The organism is Pseudoalteromonas sp. SR44-2 (assembly GCF_014163745.1).
GTDB classification, from domain to species: domain Bacteria; phylum Pseudomonadota; class Gammaproteobacteria; order Enterobacterales; family Alteromonadaceae; genus Pseudoalteromonas; species Pseudoalteromonas distincta.
This window is the reverse complement of record NZ_JACJDW010000003.1, coordinates 98369-114435: the sequence shown is the minus strand read 5'-3', so window position 1 is coordinate 114435 and position 16067 is coordinate 98369. Positions and strand designations below refer to the sequence as shown.

Below are 16067 nucleotides of genomic sequence, written 5' to 3'. Positions count from 1 at the left end.
CCTTTATTGGGGCTTTTTTATTGGAATTGTTTTGGCACGCTTTGTTCTTTCATTACATACACCACCATCCGATCACGATACCACGCAACGCATAGTTAAATTTGCGAATGCATGTTTAGCCCAAGGGCACACCATTGATGCTATTTTTTTATACCAGCAAGGTATTTATCATGCATCTACCCACTTTGATTTATCCTCAGACGAACTTCAAATTTCAGCACTTTGGCAGCAACTCGCTGATCAAGAACTAAATTTAATGCTGTGTGTTACCGCAGCTCAAAAGCGCGGGTTGGATATTAAAAACACAGGTGTATTTAAAGTCGCAGGGTTAGCTGAATTTGCAATGCTTGCAAGCGACGCAGATAAATGGGTGCAATTTAAATGATAAACGTATTAGTAATGAGTCAGTGCAGCCCATTTGACGATTTAAATATTCGTGATGCACTAGATATGACATTGATATTTGCTGCTGTTGACCAAAATGTAAGTTGGTTGTTTAGCGGCCCCGCCGTTTTGGCTTTAAAAAAGCATCAGCAACCAAACATTATTGGCTTAAAAGACTTTTTTAAAAATATTAAAACGCTCGAAATTTATGATGTTGAAAATATTTTCGTGTGTGAAAAATCATTGCTTGATTATGGTTTAAATAAACATGATTTACTTATAGAGGCAAAAGCTCTTAACTTTAGTCAACAACAAACACTAATTAAAGCGCAGCAACATGTGGTGAATCTATGAGTACGTTACATATTTTTTCAAAGCCGCTTAACTATTACTCGGCAAATCAGCTTGAGAATTTAATTTTATCAGGCGATAAGGTACTACTTGTTGGTGATGCCTGCTTTGCAAAAAAACAATTTAGACAATTTGCAGATACACTGTTAATACTTGAACAAGACGCGCAAGTACGTGCAATAAAATTAGCAGATAACGATAAAGCAATTAGCTATGAAGACTTTGTGGCACTCACTTTATCAACTAACCAATCAATTACGTGGTAACTCATGCTTGAATTTAACAACCAACAGATTGAAACCGACAAACAAGGCTACTTGCTCGACCATACTTTATGGTCAAAGGAGCTGGCGCCTATAATTGCTACTCAAGAAAACATCACACTTAGTGAGCAGCACTGGGAAGTTATTAACTTTGTTCGTGATTTTTACATTGAATATAACACCAGTCCAGCAATTAGAATGCTTGTAAAAGCAATGGCTAAAGCACTCGGTGAAGATAAAGGAAATAGCCTTTATTTATATAAATTATTTCCTAAAGGCCCAGCCAAGCAAGCAACAAAAATAGCTGGATTACCAAAACCAGCTAGGTGCATATAATGAGATCTAAATCAGGCAATAATCATGCAACACAAGCCAAGCCAAAAAGAAGTACTGGGCGTACTTATTCACGCAGTGCACTTAACAAAACGCCATCTGGTAAAAGAGAAATAAAGCCGCAAATAGCATCTAAAGACAGAAAAATTGTGTTATTTAACAAGCCGTTTGATGTGCTATGCCAATTTACAGATGACGCAGACAGAAAAACGCTTGCTGAATTTATTCCTATTAAAGAAGTTTACGCAGCAGGAAGGTTAGACAGAGACAGTGAAGGTTTATTGCTTTTAACAAACTGTGGAAAATTACAAAACTCCTTAACTGCTCCTGATAAAAAAACGAATAAAACCTACTGGGCACAAGTTGAGGGTGAACCAACGAGTGAATCAATTAATGATTTATGTAATGGCGTAGAACTTAAAGACGGGCTTACACTCCCCGCTAACGTTAAAATAATTGATGAACCAACAATTTGGGCTCGTAATCCACCTGTACGTGAACGAAAAGCAATCCCCACTACTTGGCTAAGTATTACCATTAATGAAGGTAAAAATAGACAAGTTCGTCGAATGACCGCGCATATTGGCCACCCTACACTTCGCCTTATTCGCTACAGTATTGGCAACTATACGTTGGATGATATTAATTGTGGTGAATACAAAGTAATTAAGGGCGTAGTTGATGCATAAACCGCATGTTACGGTTGCAGCAATAGTAAAAAAGCAAAATGAGTTTTTACTTGTAAAAGAGCGCGATAAATTTACAAAGCAAATTTGTTACAATCAACCTGCGGGTCATTTAGAGAAAAATGAGACGCTTGCACAAGCTGCAAGCAGAGAGCTACTTGAAGAAACCGGCTTAGCGCTTGAGCCTATTGGCTTTTTAGGTGTGTATAATTTGCATGCTGATAACGCAGTGCACTATTTACGGTTCTGTTTTTTATTTGAAGCGCCTAATAATATAAAAGCACCAACACCAATGGATTCCGACATCATCAGCGCTAGCTGGCATACATTAGAGCAAATAAAATCATTACCTCTTAGAAGCCCTTTAGTGCTCAAGTGCATTAACGACAGCTTGAATCGACCACCGTTAAGCTTAGAAACTATTTATAATTGATTTACTCTGAGCTTAGCGCTATACAATTACGTCCTTGTTTTTTAGCATAATAAAGGGCGTTATCAGCGGCTTTAACAAAGCTGATTTCATTACTATTTGTATAGTTGCTAATGGTATTAATGCCCATACTTATTGATAAAAATCCGGTAAAGCTATCTTGGTGAGCAATAGCTAAGCTTTCTACAGCCTTTTGTATTTGCTCTGCTATAAACAGCGCTCCTTGCCTATCTGTTTGTGGAAGTAAAACAACAAATTCCTCTCCACCATAGCGCGCCACAAAATCTTCTGGGCGACTAACCGTTGAAGCAATTTTTTGAGCCACGTCATATAAACACGTATCGCCCGCTACATGCCCATACCGATCATTAAATTGTTTAAAATGGTCAATATCGATAATAATCATCGATAGCATGCCTTCGCATTCTTTTGCTCTTTCATACTCATGCGTTAGCTTTTCATCAAACCGACGCCTATTTGCAATTTTGGTTAATGCATCCAAAAAGGCCATATCCCTAAGTATATCCTCTGCTTCTAAACGCTCTGTTGCATCATTAAAAACAGCTAAAAACTCTTCACCTATATCAATCCCTGAAATTTCCATCATCACTTGCGAACCATCACGACAAGACACTCGATAGTTATTTGCAGGTATGTCGTTATTGTTATTTAGTGCCTTTTCAAGTGAGTCTTGCCACAGCTCTTTTGCAAGTGCTCTGTATTGGGGATCTGGATACGCTTTTTCCCACCATGATTTAAGATTCGGCACATCTTCTACTGTATAACCAAAAACATCTACAAAACGTTGATTAACTTTCAAAATATCGCCCGTCTTAGCACATACATTACATACTGGCATTGGCAAAACGGTAAATAACCTAGCGTAGTGGCTTATCTCATGTTTGCGCATAGGGTTGAGTGTACTTTGAGGCAAGTAACTCATTGGCATATCATTTTTTTCTATACTAAGCTTTTCGTCCATTTCTAAGGCGAAATACCATTCAAGCCACCAGTGCTCTAAATGCTCAAGCACCTTTAACTCAACTTTCTTTTTAACTGTTGAACCTTTTATTAAGCTAAATAATTCATGTACATGGTTTGGCTCTTGGTAAATATGAGGGTTTTTGAGTTTTATTAACTCATAAAAAAGATGATAGGCTGATTTTTTAAACTCTGTCGTCTTGCTAGAAAGTAATTCGCTATCCACAAAATCAGATTTTTGTGTGTAATGCTCGACTAAAGAATTTATCTTGTTTATTTGATAGGCATAATTCATATATTCATTCCATTGACTATATTTCAAGCGGCTTTAAAGTGGTTTACAACCATATACCCACCACTATTTTATTTTTATTAAGTGTATATTTACCCTAGTAGTTTTGAAAGAAAATACTATTAATAAAACTCAATAACTACATGAATTATTCTATAGTCTTAATTTATTAGTAAAGATCACTTTAATATTACTAAAGTTAAAGCCTGATAATGCGTTTAAGTCTAGTTTGCTATTTGTTATACAAATAAAATAGCGACAAATTATGTCCTTTGCCGCCCTACGCTCTTTAAGCTAAAACAAAATACATGCTATAATCGCGGCCTTTCCAAGTTAACAGCAATCTGTATAAGCGAAATTATTCATGAGCGAAAATAGTCACATTAAAGTCATTGTTGGCATGTCCGGCGGTGTTGATTCTTCTGTATCTGCATATTTATTACAACAACAGGGCTACCAAGTAGAAGGCCTGTTTATGAAGAACTGGGAAGAAGACGACAATGATGAATACTGTGCCGCCGCTGATGACTTAAAAGATGCACAAGCCGTGTGCGACAAATTAGGCATTGAACTTCACACAGTAAACTTTGCAGCAGAGTATTGGGATAATGTATTTGAGTACTTTTTAGCAGAGTACAAAGCTGGTCGTACGCCAAACCCAGATATAATGTGTAATAAAGAAATTAAATTTAAAGCCTTTTTAGAATTTGCGGCTCAAGCACTCGGTGCTGACTTTATTGCAACCGGACACTACGTTCGCCGTGAACTTCGCGATGACAAATACGTAATGTGTCGCGGACTTGATAACAATAAAGATCAAAGCTACTTCTTATATACCCTAAGCCATGAACATATTGGCCAAACGTTATTCCCTGTAGGTGATATCGAAAAACCAGAAGTACGCCGCATAGCAGAAGAACAAGACCTAATCACTCACGATAAAAAAGACAGCACCGGAATTTGCTTTATCGGTGAGCGTAAATTTAAAGACTTTTTACAAAAGTTCTTACCAGCTCAACCTGGCGTTATCGAAGACACTGACGGTAACAACGTAGGCGAGCACGAAGGCTTAATGTACCATACGCTTGGACAACGCAAAGGCTTGTTAATTGGTGGTATGAAGGAAGGTTCTGGCGAACCATGGTACGTAGTTGATAAAGATTTAGAACGTAACGTACTTGTTGTTGGTCAAGGTAAAGATCACCCTCGCCTATACAGTAATGGTCTTAATGCAAACCAATTACATTGGGTAGACCGCGTTGGCCCTAAAGGCACCACTCGCTGCACAGTTAAAACACGTTACCGTCAAGAAGACTTAAGCTGTACCCTACTTGTAGGTGAAGACGGCATGGCTCGTGTATTATTTGACGAGCCACAAAAAGCAGTTACGCCAGGTCAATCTGCCGTATTTTATGCAGAAGATGTGTGTTTAGGTGGTGGTATTATTGACTCGGTGATTAAGTAATGAATGAATACCAAGTCATGGCGCTTGCCGCCATGTGCCAGGTTGCTAAACAAGTTCAAAAAATTGCCCAATACGGCAGCAACAACGAACACGATTTAGAAATCTTACTTTCAAGTATTATTCAAACATCTCCTGAATCTCCAGAGGACGTTTATCAAGGTACAGATAACCTACGTGATGGCTATAAAACATTAATGGCGCAGCTTACTGCAGGCGCTCAAAAAGATGTTGAAATAGTAAAGTACGTAGGTGGTTTAATGCAGCTTGAGCGTGCACTAAATGCAAACGACAAGAGCTTAAACGAATTAGGCAAACGAATTGATGATATTCATCGTCGTTTAGATCATTTTGCTATTACCGACGAGAGCGTTGTTGCCGGTTTAGCAGATATATACTCGTCGGTGCTGAGCCCCCTTGGGCACCGAATACAGGTTTATGGTAAACCCGAGTTATTAAAACAGCAGCTCACTCAAAATAAAATCCGTGCCCTATTACTAGCCGGTGTTAGAAGTGCAGTATTATGGCGACAAATGGGCGGTAAACGCCGTCACTTTTTCTTTTCAAAAAGAAAAATACTCGCCATTGCTAAAACAAAAATTTAACTATCGTTCAAACTAAAATTTAGGAGTTATTATGGAGCTTTCAGCGTTAACGGCTATCTCTCCAGTGGATGGTCGCTACGGCAGCAAAACCACTGAACTACGCAGTATTTTCAGCGAATTTGGCTTAATTAAATACCGCGTAATTGTTGAAGTGCGTTGGTTGCAAGCGTTAGCTGCAGCAAGCGATATAAAAGAAGTACCTGCATTTAGCGAACAAGCAAATGCACTACTTAACGCTATTGTAGATAACTTCAGTGAAGCTGATGCACAGCGCGTTAAAGATATTGAACGCACTACAAACCACGATGTTAAAGCGGTTGAATACTTATTAAAAGAAAAAGTAGCCGATAACAGTGAGCTTCATGCAATCAATGAATTTATTCACTTTGCTTGTACTTCAGAAGATATTAACAATCTATCTCATGGTTTAATGCTTAGCGAAGCACGTAACAAGGTTTTACTCCCTTATTGCGATGAACTTTTAAGCGCAATTAAAGAAAAAGCGATTGAGTACAAAGCAATCCCAATGATGACTCGTACGCACGGGCAACCAGCTACACCATCAACGATGGGTAAAGAGTTTGCTAACGTATACATGCGTTTAAAGCGTCAACGCGACCAAATTGCACAAGTAGAAATGCTTGGTAAAGTTAACGGTGCAGTTGGTAACTACAACGCTCACCTTAGCGCATACCCAGATTACGACTGGCATACTCACGCAGATAAATTTGTATCAAGCTTAGGTTTAACACTTAACCCATTTACTACACAAATTGAACCGCATGACTATATTGCAGAGTTGTTTGACGCAATTGCACGCTTTAACACTATTTTGCTCGATTTTGACCGTGACATGTGGGGTTACATCGCACTTAATCACTTTAAGCAAAAAACAATTGCGGGCGAAATTGGCTCATCTACAATGCCGCATAAAGTTAACCCAATTGATTTTGAAAACTCAGAAGGTAACTTAGGTTTAGCAAACGCTATTTTTGCTCACCTTGCACAAAAATTACCAGTTTCTCGCTGGCAGCGTGATCTTACCGATTCAACGGTATTACGTAACTTAGGTGTAGGTATGGGCTATGCGATCATTGCATACCAATCAACACTTAAAGGTGTGAGCAAGCTTGAAGTAAACGAGCAACGTTTAGCAGACGAGCTTGATCAAAACTGGGAATTGCTAGCCGAGCCGATTCAAACAGTTATGCGTAAATATGGTATTGAAAAGCCATACGAAAAACTTAAAGATTTAACACGCGGTAAACGTGTAAATCAAGAAATAATGGCTGACTTTATCGATGGTCTTGACCTTCCAGAGCACGCTAAAGTAGAAATGAAAAAACTAACACCTGCTAATTACATTGGTCGTGCTGTTGAGTTTATTGATGACTTAGTTTAAAAACTAAATTACTCTTTTAAAAAGCGAAAGGATTATCCTTTCGCTTTTTTTGTTTTAACCCCATTGCACTAACTAGTAGGCATAATGTATGTATCAATTAAAAATAAATAATTTGTCTGAGCAAGAGTTTTTAAGCCATTTTTGGCAAAAAAAGCCGCTTTTAATCAAACAAGGTTTTGCAGACTTTCAAGACCCACTTGATGCTAATGAACTTGCCGGCCTCGCAATGGAAGAAAGCATAGAGTCACGTATTATTACCAATCATAAAAATGATTGGCAAACCTACCAAGGTCCATTTGAAGACTTTGAGCAGTTAACAGACGATCATTCTACACTGCTCGTGCAAGCAGTTGATCACTGGCATAGCGAAGCTGCGCAACTACTAGAGCCATTTAGATTTATTCCAAACTGGCGCATAGATGATTTAATGATCAGCTACTCAACGCCTAATGGTGGTGTTGGCCCACACTTAGACCAATATGACGTGTTTATTATTCAAGGCGAAGGCAAACGTCATTGGCGCGTAGGGCTGCCCGATCCAACACTTAAGCAGTTTGCTCAAAACAAAAAATTACTGCAAGTAGAAGCATTTGAAGCCGTAATTGATTGCATATTAGAGCCTGGCGATATTTTATATATTCCACCAGGATGCCCTCACGAAGGTTACGCCGTAGAAAACGCGCTCAATTATTCAGTTGGTTTTAGAGCGCCAAATCAACAAGATTTATTATCGAGCTTTGCCGATCATATTATTGATACCGAAAGCGGCCAAAAACGTTATACCGATCACAACATCACACTAAGAAAATCTAAAGGTGAACTTACAAGCCTTGAAGTTGATAAAGTTAAAACACTGATGGTAGCACTTTTAGAAAATGACGATTTATTTAAACAATGGTTAGGCTCAACACTTAGTCAGCCCAAACATGAAATGGATTTAGCGCCAGTAGAGCCTCCATTTACGTCAGAGCAAATAAGCGATGATTTAAGTGATGAAGAAACAGTGTTTGAACGCTTAGGCGGCACACGCGCTATTTATCAGCAACTCGATACAGAAGTTTTACTAAGTGTAAATGGCGAAAATTACGCTATGCCGCTAACCGACTTAGCGGCGTTAAAACTACTTACCGATCATACTGAGTTTGAAACTTCAGCATTAAATTTAACAAATCCAAGTTTAGTTTTTACACAAACTTTTACTACACTTGTTAATGAGGGGATCTGGTTTAATATAGACCACGAGTAATAATGCCAATTATATTAATAATGATGAGCATTTTTCAGCGTAAAATATGATGTATACAGGTCAGTTAAAATTTTTAATTTTCATCTGATATTGGCATAAATAATTTTGCTGTGATTGCTTACTCATTCTAATTAGGTATCAATAGGAGTTTGCAATGGGCTATCTGGTTGATAAGGTTGAATGGGATATAAAAAAAGATTTGCTACAAAAAATTCGAGAGCGAGTTTTTGTTTACGAGTTACATATCCCCAAACAAATCGAATTTGATAGCCTAGATAAAATTGCATTACATGTACTTGTTACAGACGATGCAAACTGCCCAATAGCAACAGGTAGATTATGTAAAGATGGCTTGATCGGCAGAATAGCTGTATTACCTGAGCACCGTAATCGCAAAGTATATAAATCGCTTCTCAACTTTATTGTAGAATTAGCGTCAAACCAAGATATTGAAGAAGTAAGCATTAATTGTATTTTAAATGAAGTAGAGCGTTTTAAGCGAAATGGCTTTATTCAGCAAGGGAATGTATTTATGGAGGCGGGAATTCCTAGGCAACGTATGCAATGCCCTGTTTCAGCGTTTAATACAACCCCCTTCACACTTCTCCATTAGATAAAGCAAAGGGCAATAAATAAGCTATCACCCTCTACTTTTTTACTTAACCCAAACTGTCGTTACTTTGCCTCATTTGCCCACAGCGGTTCATTATCATACATTTCGTACAAGCCATGTGCTCTATTTATAAGTAAGTTAGCAAAGTCTACCTGTGTTTTATCACGCGCGCCTGTACTCATAATCTGATCCGCTTTTAATTGCCACTGCAAAGAAAAGTAACGCATTGCATCACGAGCATCTGTAGCTGCACTTACCTCAGCATGATCTGTAGGTAACCGCCCTGTTACTACCCAATATGTTTTACCGTTCTGTGCTTTAAATTTCCACATTGCACAAAGTGGTGCTAAAAACCGACTGTCTTTATCAACTACTGATTTTGGCATAATGCCCTTTTCGGCTAAATGCTTTTGCGCTGTTTGAAAACATTCGCGTTGCCACTGCATTCTTTGCTCATCAGTTATAACTTGTTCTTTTGCTGTTAACGGCTTTTTTTCTTGTTGCTGCATTTTTATTAACCTTTTACTTCTTTTTTAACACTCTAAGGGCTTAGTAAATAAGGTGCAAGTATAAAACGGTCATTTGCACCTTAAAGCGCTCTGTTTGCTGTGTTTTTAGCCAAACTATTATTTTATATTGTGATCAAACGAACCCACATCACCCGGAAATACTACTGGCGACTCAACACCGTCTTTACTAACAGAGGCTACACCAAAGTAATAATTATCAATCACTACGTTTTTAAGTGTGTACTGTGAAACCTTACCAACGTATTTACTAAACTGCCATTGCGGCTCGCTCGTGTAACGCCAATAAATTTTATAGCCAGCAATATTTTCATCATTGCTTTGTTGCCATGAAAACGATGTATCAGCTGTAACAGCGCCCTTTATTTTAACTTCTTTTGGCGGTGCGGGCGCCCACGCCATAGATGCCATCGTTACCGCATTAAGTGAAGTTAACTTAGCTGTATAATCAAAATCAACGCCTTCAATTGTATCGCCATACTCAACGCCATTTTCAGTGCGTAAATCTTGATGCTGGCGATCGTAGTGCTCGTTAGTTTCCATAATACGCACTGCTGCAAAACCTGCATCATTAAATGGACGATGATGCCCCCCACGGCCAAATCTATCTAATCGATATACAAGCATTGTATCTAGGTTAGGAATGTATCTGTCAGCAATAGTATCTATGTAGCGCGCTAAATTTCGACTCGCCGAATCAACTTCACCACCTGTAAAGCGGCGAGTATTAGCTTGCTCTTTTGTTTCTACAACACGGGTACCTTCTGAAAATATACGCGCAGTTGTATTATCAGTTACCCCATTAATACCGGTAATATTGCCAATCATATCGTTGTTTAAAACGCCATGAACTTGCCAGTCATGCTTTTGTGCATAAGCCGTTAATATTTTTCCACCAAACAAACCCTGCTCTTCGCCCGAAAGCGCCGCGTAAACTACCGAACCATTAAATTTGTATTTACTTAAAACACGAGCAGCTTCAATTACTCCCGCCACACCTGATGCATTATCATTTGCCCCAGGTGAATCACTCGTAAAGTCCATAACATCACTCACACGAGAATCTATATCACCCGACATAATCACCATGCGATTAGGCTCACTTGACCCTCGTTGAATAGCCACAATGTTAACCACTTCAACAGGATTAGGAATGCGCTTTTCGCCCGATATAGTGTCCTTTACTTCAATAATTTCCAAACAACCGCCACACTGCGCGGATATTTTTTCAAATTCATTTTTTATCCAGCGCCTAGCCGCACCAATGCCTCGAGTATCCGATTTAGTTTCTGAAAGCGTATGGCGAGTACCAAAATCCACCAGCGTTTGAATGTCACTACCAATACGTTCGGCTGATACTTGAGCTGCTATATCATGTAATTTTTGCTGTTCTGTGTATTGAAGTTGTGTTTTCCCATGTGCTGATAATGCAAGTGTGCAGGCGCCTGCAATTGCAGTAAATTTAAGTAACGTTGTTGTGATTTTCAAAGGTGTTTTAAGCATCTATTAGCTCCTAATTATTATAGTGTAACCATTACTTAACTAAGGTTTTATGGCAATACATTTGAGGTAGATGTAGAAAGGATCACGCTAAAGCGCATTTACAAGAGGTTATTAGGATAGTAAGAAGCCCACTACCTTTTATAGGTACTGGGCCAAAATTTATTATGCATACTTTTAATGAGTAGTTTTAATATCAAATTCTTTCAAAAAGGCCTCATGTCCTCCTAAGCTTGCAAGCACACCAGCAGAAAACATAAATATTAATACAAATGCTAAACAGCTCAAAAACTCCGAACTATTTTCAGGATTAATATAGTAGTTAAGTAAAAAACCACTCAATACACCTATAAAAGCTATTTTGCTAAATAAAAAGTAACTCGGGATCTCAAATGCCCAAACAGAGGTATTGTTTACAAACTGCCTATATCCATACGTCATAAAAGCCAACATACCAACAATACTAATTGCAAAAGTAGACACTGTGGTTAACACGCTCATATTTTTATAAATAAGCACATACCCTAATCGTAAAGAATAGATAAATACCGCAAACCACGCTAAAACAGCAGGCCCTAGAATCAACCCCATTTCCAATCCTTGAATAACGTCTAAGTAATTAATTGCTAATACAATATTATATTTAGAGGTTAAATTACAAACCTTGTTACACAATAATCTATAAAAAAATACGATTTTCGTGGCACACTGTAATTGTGTATACATTAATAGTTTAAGTTATGCGTCAGCTAAAAGAAGATACAATTAAAAGTAACCTTATTGAGTCGCAGCAAAGTGCATACGGCCCAGTATGCGTGTATCAAAACAAAGAATACCGTTGGTTAACGCTTGCACAAAAAACCAATGAAGATATAACAATTCAAGGCGTTATGAACCTTATACACCCTGAGCAAGTAATAGTGCCTGTAAACCAATGTATGATGTTATTTTTACTTAAACCGGTAGATACACTAAATATATTAAATTTAGGTTTAGGCACGGCAGGGTTTGAGCGAATTATGTATCACTTACAAAGTAATACGCCTTACATAAACACCATCAATACATTTAACACGGTAGAAATAAACCCAAGCATTGCCTTAATTGCAGCCCAGCACTTTAAGTTACCTATTAAGCACAGCAGCTATTTACAATGCGCCGAGCAATATATTACCCAATGCACTGATCACTTTAACGTAATCACTATCGATATTTTTAGTGGTGAATATCATCAGCCTTTTTTAACCAGCGATAGCTTTTGGCAAAATATAAATCGCTGCAGTGAGCAAAATACGCAAGTAATCATTAATTTAAACCCACAAACTGGCCAAGAGCTGCAAATGCTTTTAGTACTTTTAAGACAACACTTTAAGTGCTTAGCGATAATAGAGTTTAACGAATACAAAAATATAGTGATCATACTAAGCCAGCAAACATTAATGCATATAAACGTTGATGAAATACAAAACTCACCGGTGTTTATAAACTTTGCACCAAACCTTTATAAAAGTATTAACAGCATTTACCACATTGAATAAAAGGCTTTACCGACTAGGTTCGTGTTTTTCATAGCACGGTAAGCTTGTTTCTAGTTGCTCCCAGTTAGCCTTTGACGTAACAAAGTTATGCGATAATACTTGCTCAGTAATATCGCTATCGAGTATTCCTAAACGAATTCGTATTCTGCTTTTGTCATCATTGTTGCTACTGTAAACCGGCGAGCCACAACACTTACAAAAGTAACGAGTGCGCCCTGGTTTAAAACTAAATTCACTAAGTAGTGCTTGCCCTTTTGTTATTGTAAAGTCACTTGTATTTACAAAGCCATTGGTTGCAAATGCAGTCCCGCTGTTTTATCTGCACAGTGAACAATGACAATGAATAATGCTGGTTATACTGCCCGACACTTCAACGTTTACTTCACCACACAAACACGAACCCGTATACATATGACATCCTAACTATTAAATTATTTTTATACTCAGTTAAAATTTGCTGAGTTGATTTTATAAATACAATAACAACATTATATTTCTCAGCTCTATTAAACCATAACTTTTATTTTAGTGATTGACATAAAAAAAATAAATTGGTTATATACCTATTAATAAAAAAGCTATAGCCAAAATTAAAATTGGTTAACCAAATATCAATAATATTACGAGAGCCAATTATGCATTCCCAACATATTCTAATTCTTTGCTTATTCAGCACGCTCTCAGCGTGTTCAAACATTCACAAAAATACATCGAGCGATTGGCTGCTTATTGATGACTTTGAAAATTCACTTAGCAAGTGGCAAAGTGTCGATACCCAAAATGAAACTAAGCCACAGGTTAAAAATCCACAAATAACAGTTATACAATCAGAACAAGCATCTGCATCAACAAATCATTATTTACTCAAAAAGCCTGCGGCTGAGGGCATTGTAGGAAATCGTAAAGCGCTTTCTTATACAAAACTTCCACAAGCGGTTGAAGTTGGCGCCACCTACACATTTTATATGCGTATAAACGTGGCTGCGTTTCCTAATAACCATGCTTTTGGATTGAGTAACCTTACTCCAGCGCTAATAAATAAACATGCGTACGATGCGTTTGAGCCAACACTTCGCGTAACCGATAAAACAGAATCAAACGGGTTTGTAAACGATGGCGCTTTAATGGTTAAAACCGACAGCGGATATAGCAACATTCAAAACTACACTACAAAACAGTCAGCTAAAACTATGCAAACAAATACTTGGTACGACATATGGTACGTTGTGAATAACGCAGCAGCCTCAGAGCAAGGTCAGCAATATGATGTTTACGTAAGAGGTGGTGAATTTAAAAAGCAAACACTGGTATATAAAAATGCACAATTTAGAATGAAGCGCGAACAACCTCTTATATACTTTTTAGCAAACTGTAATACAGGCCCAATTAAAAAGCCTTACGGAAATGGTGGTCTCAGATATGACGACTTATACATGAGCGAAGGAATAAACCTAAGTAACCCAACGCAATAAATAAGAATAATACCCATAATTAATGCCCCACAAACCTGCATTTAAAAATACTTAAATGGTATGATACTCGTCATTATTTGCCATTTAAGTTTTTAAAATGTATCGATTATTTGAAAAAATGACAAAAGCATTTCCTGAGGATCAACCTACTCAGCCGCCTTCGACTTTATTTGCTTTTTGTCGCCACTACACCAAAGGAATGGAACTGTCGTTGGTGCTAATGTCAATCAGCGCCGCCATGCTCGCTATTTTAGAGGTTTCTTTATTTAGCTACATGGGCCAACTTGTTGATTGGTTAACAGCCTACACGCCCGAAACCTTGTTTGTAGAGCAAAAGTCAGAGCTTATTAAAATGGCTGTCATGCTGCTATTAGTATTGCCCGTAGTCGTATTTTTTCATTCTGCTATTTTGCACCAAGCATTGCTTGGCAATTACCCTATGTCGATTCGCTGGTTAGCGCATCGTTATTTACTGCGCCAAAGTGTGAGCTTTTATCAAAATGAATTTGCAGGAAGAATAGCCACCAAAGTACTGCAAACTTCTTTAGCCGTTCGCGAAACAGTGACCAAACTACTCGATGTATTAATGTATATCGTGGTTTATTTTGGCTCAATGGTATTTTTAGTTGCCGAAGCCGATTGGCGCTTAATGATCCCTTTATTAGTTTGGTTGGTTTTATACATTTGCGTGCAACTTTACTTTGTACCGCGCCTTAAAAAAATTGCCAGCTCACAAGCCGATGCGCGCTCAGAAATGACTGGCCGTATTGTTGATAGTTACACTAACATTTCAACTATTAAATTGTTTTCGTATACCCAGCGTGAAGAGCAATACGCAAAACAAAGCATGGATGTATTTTTACAGCCTGTGTACAAGCAAATGCGCTTAGTAACCAGCTTAAACTTTGTTATTCAAAGCTTAAATTACCTATTAGTATTTTCGGTTGCCGCTGTATCACTTTATTTATGGTCACTTAGTGCAATTAGCGCCGGCGCCATTGCAGTTGCTGTTAGCTTAGCGCTCAGATTAAACGGTATGGCGCAGTGGATCATGTGGGAAATAAGCAGCTTGTTTGAAAACATTGGCACCGTCGCCGATGGTATGAAAACACTATCTAACCCTATTGAAGTTGCCGATAAACCAAACGCCGATACACTTAACGTAAGCCAAGGTACCATTGAGTTTAACAACGTACACTTTAATTATGGTAAAGCTGCAAACGAGACTAATCGCAGCCCAGTAATGAACGGTTTAAACTTAAACATTAAACCTGGCGAAAAAATTGGTTTAGTCGGTCGCTCTGGCGCGGGTAAATCAACACTTGTTAACTTATTACTGCGCTTTTACGATACCGACTCTGGAACAATAAAAATTGATGGGCAAAACATCACAGACGTAAGCCAAGAAAGCCTACGCCGATATATAGCCATGGTAACGCAAGATACCTCCTTGCTTCATCGTTCAGTAAAAGACAATATTTTGTATGGCCGCCCCGATGCAACCCACGATGAGATGATCAACGCGACCAAACAAGCTAAGGCGCTTGAGTTTATAAACGACTTGGTCGACAGCAAAGGTAATAAAGGCTTTGATGCACAAGTGGGCGAACGCGGTGTTACGCTTTCAGGCGGTCAACGCCAACGTATTGCTATTGCACGTGTACTACTTAAAAATGCCCCCATACTTATACTCGACGAAGCCACCAGTGCACTCGACTCAGAAGTAGAAGCCGCAATTCAGGCAAGTCTTGATGATTTAATGACAGGTAAAACAGTTATTGCCATAGCGCACAGGCTATCAACCATTGCACAAATGGATAGATTAATTGTACTTGATGACGGCGGCGTAGGTGAGCAAGGCACTCATGAACAATTAATTGCTAAGGGTGGAATATACGCAGCCCTATGGACACACCAAACAGGCGGGTTTATAGGCGTCGATTAGCCATTAATATTACCTTACAGTAGAGGTAGTTTTATTC

At 38.3% G+C, this 16067-nt stretch carries 18 protein-coding genes and 1 pseudogene; 14 read left to right on the top strand and 5 right to left on the bottom strand.

The genetic code is table 11. The features are described from left to right. Window positions 1–31: 31 nt before the first annotated feature. The 6 genes from tusD to H5115_RS02905 are packed head-to-tail and all read left to right on the top strand — an operon-like array spanning window position 32 to window position 2450. Window positions 32–385, top strand: coding sequence for a sulfurtransferase complex subunit TusD (gene tusD, locus H5115_RS02930; RefSeq protein ID WP_182671579.1), 354 nt, complete (start codon window positions 32–34; stop codon window positions 383–385). Next, window positions 382–738 carry a DsrE family protein gene (locus H5115_RS02925; protein ID WP_182753558.1) on the top strand — a complete coding sequence of 119 codons (357 nt, stop codon included), beginning with the start codon at window positions 382–384 and terminating at the stop codon, window positions 736–738. The genes tusD and H5115_RS02925 overlap by 4 nt, the downstream gene beginning before the upstream one ends. Beyond that, the gene (locus tag H5115_RS02920) at window positions 735–1001 is read left to right on the top strand and encodes a DsrH/TusB family sulfur metabolism protein (protein ID WP_008133664.1); all 267 of its coding nucleotides are present in this window, start codon (window positions 735–737) and stop codon (window positions 999–1001) included. Before H5115_RS02925 ends, H5115_RS02920 begins: the two co-directional genes overlap by 4 nt. A 3-nt stretch (window positions 1002–1004) precedes the next feature. Continuing rightward, a complete protein-coding gene (locus H5115_RS02915) occupies window positions 1005–1334 on the top strand; it encodes a TusE/DsrC/DsvC family sulfur relay protein (protein WP_002962700.1) in 330 nt (109 codons plus the stop codon). Beyond that, window positions 1334–2020: a pseudouridine synthase gene (locus H5115_RS02910; RefSeq protein ID WP_182753557.1), complete on the top strand. Its 687-nt coding sequence runs from the start codon at window positions 1334–1336 to the stop codon at window positions 2018–2020. The genes H5115_RS02915 and H5115_RS02910 overlap by 1 nt, the downstream gene beginning before the upstream one ends. Further along, on the top strand, window positions 2013–2450 hold the full coding sequence (locus H5115_RS02905) for an NUDIX hydrolase (protein ID WP_182671576.1): 438 nt from the start codon (window positions 2013–2015) through the stop codon (window positions 2448–2450). The genes H5115_RS02910 and H5115_RS02905 overlap by 8 nt, the downstream gene beginning before the upstream one ends. A gap of 1 nt (window position 2451) precedes the next feature. On the opposite strand, the gene H5115_RS02900 is transcribed toward H5115_RS02905, so the two are convergent. Further along, window positions 2452–3723, bottom strand: a complete 1272-nt coding sequence (locus H5115_RS02900; protein WP_182674356.1) for a sensor domain-containing diguanylate cyclase — start codon at window positions 3721–3723, stop codon at window positions 2452–2454. A 361-nt stretch (window positions 3724–4084) separates the two neighbouring features. Between H5115_RS02900 and mnmA the strand changes: the two genes are divergently transcribed. From mnmA to H5115_RS02875, 5 genes are all read left to right on the top strand, one after another. After that, entirely contained in the window at window positions 4085–5185 is a 1101-nt protein-coding gene (gene mnmA, locus H5115_RS02895; RefSeq protein WP_002962705.1) for a tRNA 2-thiouridine(34) synthase MnmA, read from the top strand. Further along, window positions 5185–5787, top strand: coding sequence for a high frequency lysogenization protein HflD (hflD, locus tag H5115_RS02890; RefSeq protein ID WP_024594681.1), 603 nt, complete (start codon window positions 5185–5187; stop codon window positions 5785–5787). The genes mnmA and hflD overlap by 1 nt, the downstream gene beginning before the upstream one ends. A 31-nt stretch (window positions 5788–5818) precedes the next feature. After that, window positions 5819–7189, top strand: a complete 1371-nt coding sequence (gene purB / locus H5115_RS02885; RefSeq protein ID WP_002962710.1) for an adenylosuccinate lyase — start codon at window positions 5819–5821, stop codon at window positions 7187–7189. A gap of 88 nt (window positions 7190–7277) precedes the next feature. Continuing rightward, entirely contained in the window at window positions 7278–8435 is a 1158-nt protein-coding gene (locus H5115_RS02880) for a cupin domain-containing protein (protein ID WP_182753556.1), read from the top strand. A 154-nt stretch (window positions 8436–8589) separates the two neighbouring features. Continuing rightward, window positions 8590–9048 carry a GNAT family N-acetyltransferase gene (locus tag H5115_RS02875; protein ID WP_182753555.1) on the top strand — a complete coding sequence of 153 codons (459 nt, stop codon included), beginning with the start codon at window positions 8590–8592 and terminating at the stop codon, window positions 9046–9048. Window positions 9049–9110: 62 nt separating this feature from the next. Here the strand turns inward: H5115_RS02875 and H5115_RS02870 are convergent, their stop codons facing one another. The 3 genes from H5115_RS02870 to H5115_RS02860 all read right to left on the bottom strand — a co-directional run bounded on the left by H5115_RS02870 (window position 9111) and on the right by H5115_RS02860 (window position 11666). Beyond that, window positions 9111–9557, bottom strand: a complete 447-nt coding sequence (locus tag H5115_RS02870) for a DUF4826 family protein (RefSeq protein WP_024594685.1) — start codon at window positions 9555–9557, stop codon at window positions 9111–9113. A gap of 117 nt (window positions 9558–9674) precedes the next feature. After that, on the bottom strand, window positions 9675–11078 hold the full coding sequence (locus tag H5115_RS02865) for a M28 family peptidase (RefSeq protein WP_182753554.1): 1404 nt from the start codon (window positions 11076–11078) through the stop codon (window positions 9675–9677). A 174-nt stretch (window positions 11079–11252) separates the two neighbouring features. Continuing rightward, window positions 11253–11666, bottom strand: a complete 414-nt coding sequence (locus tag H5115_RS02860) for a hypothetical protein (protein ID WP_182197906.1) — start codon at window positions 11664–11666, stop codon at window positions 11253–11255. 149 nt (window positions 11667–11815) lie between these two features. On the opposite strand from H5115_RS02860, the gene H5115_RS02855 reads away from it, so the two are divergent. Beyond that, a complete protein-coding gene (locus tag H5115_RS02855) occupies window positions 11816–12613 on the top strand; it encodes a hypothetical protein (RefSeq protein WP_024606106.1) in 798 nt (265 codons plus the stop codon). 6 nt (window positions 12614–12619) lie between these two features. On the opposite strand, the pseudogene H5115_RS02850 reads toward H5115_RS02855, so the two are convergent. After that, window positions 12620–13024 (bottom strand): annotated as a pseudogene (locus tag H5115_RS02850) (GFA family protein). 224 nt (window positions 13025–13248) lie between these two features. Between H5115_RS02850 and H5115_RS02845 the strand changes: the two are divergent. Both H5115_RS02845 and H5115_RS02840 read left to right on the top strand, forming a co-directional pair. After that, window positions 13249–14085 (top strand): hypothetical protein, encoded by an 837-nt coding sequence (locus H5115_RS02845; protein ID WP_182753553.1) that lies wholly within the window; start codon window positions 13249–13251, stop codon window positions 14083–14085. 97 nt (window positions 14086–14182) lie between these two features. Further along, a complete protein-coding gene (locus H5115_RS02840) occupies window positions 14183–16030 on the top strand; it encodes an ABC transporter ATP-binding protein (RefSeq protein WP_182753552.1) in 1848 nt (615 codons plus the stop codon). Window positions 16031–16067 lie beyond the last annotated feature (37 nt).

Bases quoted from the DNA above. Each gene is read 5' to 3' on its own strand.
- H5115_RS02905 (WP_182671576.1), top strand. From the start codon at position 2,013: ATGCATAAACCGCATGTTACGGTTGCAGCAATAGTAAAAAAGCAAAAT.
- H5115_RS02860 (WP_182197906.1), bottom strand. From the start codon at position 11,666: ATGGGGTTGATTCTAGGGCCTGCTGTTTTAGCGTGGTTTGCGGTATTT.
- H5115_RS02855 (WP_024606106.1), top strand. From the start codon at position 11,816: ATGCGTCAGCTAAAAGAAGATACAATTAAAAGTAACCTTATTGAGTCG.
- H5115_RS02875 (WP_182753555.1), top strand. From the start codon at position 8,590: ATGGGCTATCTGGTTGATAAGGTTGAATGGGATATAAAAAAAGATTTG.
- mnmA (WP_002962705.1), top strand. From the start codon at position 4,085: ATGAGCGAAAATAGTCACATTAAAGTCATTGTTGGCATGTCCGGCGGT.
- hflD (WP_024594681.1), top strand. From the start codon at position 5,185: ATGAATGAATACCAAGTCATGGCGCTTGCCGCCATGTGCCAGGTTGCT.
- H5115_RS02865 (WP_182753554.1), bottom strand. From the start codon at position 11,078: ATGCTTAAAACACCTTTGAAAATCACAACAACGTTACTTAAATTTACT.
- H5115_RS02900 (WP_182674356.1), bottom strand. From the start codon at position 3,723: ATGAATTATGCCTATCAAATAAACAAGATAAATTCTTTAGTCGAGCAT.
- H5115_RS02845 (WP_182753553.1), top strand. From the start codon at position 13,249: ATGCATTCCCAACATATTCTAATTCTTTGCTTATTCAGCACGCTCTCA.
- H5115_RS02880 (WP_182753556.1), top strand. From the start codon at position 7,278: ATGTATCAATTAAAAATAAATAATTTGTCTGAGCAAGAGTTTTTAAGC.
- H5115_RS02870 (WP_024594685.1), bottom strand. From the start codon at position 9,557: ATGCAGCAACAAGAAAAAAAGCCGTTAACAGCAAAAGAACAAGTTATA.
- H5115_RS02915 (WP_002962700.1), top strand. From the start codon at position 1,005: ATGCTTGAATTTAACAACCAACAGATTGAAACCGACAAACAAGGCTAC.
- H5115_RS02920 (WP_008133664.1), top strand. From the start codon at position 735: ATGAGTACGTTACATATTTTTTCAAAGCCGCTTAACTATTACTCGGCA.
- H5115_RS02910 (WP_182753557.1), top strand. From the start codon at position 1,334: ATGAGATCTAAATCAGGCAATAATCATGCAACACAAGCCAAGCCAAAA.
- H5115_RS02925 (WP_182753558.1), top strand. From the start codon at position 382: ATGATAAACGTATTAGTAATGAGTCAGTGCAGCCCATTTGACGATTTA.
- purB (WP_002962710.1), top strand. From the start codon at position 5,819: ATGGAGCTTTCAGCGTTAACGGCTATCTCTCCAGTGGATGGTCGCTAC.
- H5115_RS02840 (WP_182753552.1), top strand. From the start codon at position 14,183: ATGTATCGATTATTTGAAAAAATGACAAAAGCATTTCCTGAGGATCAA.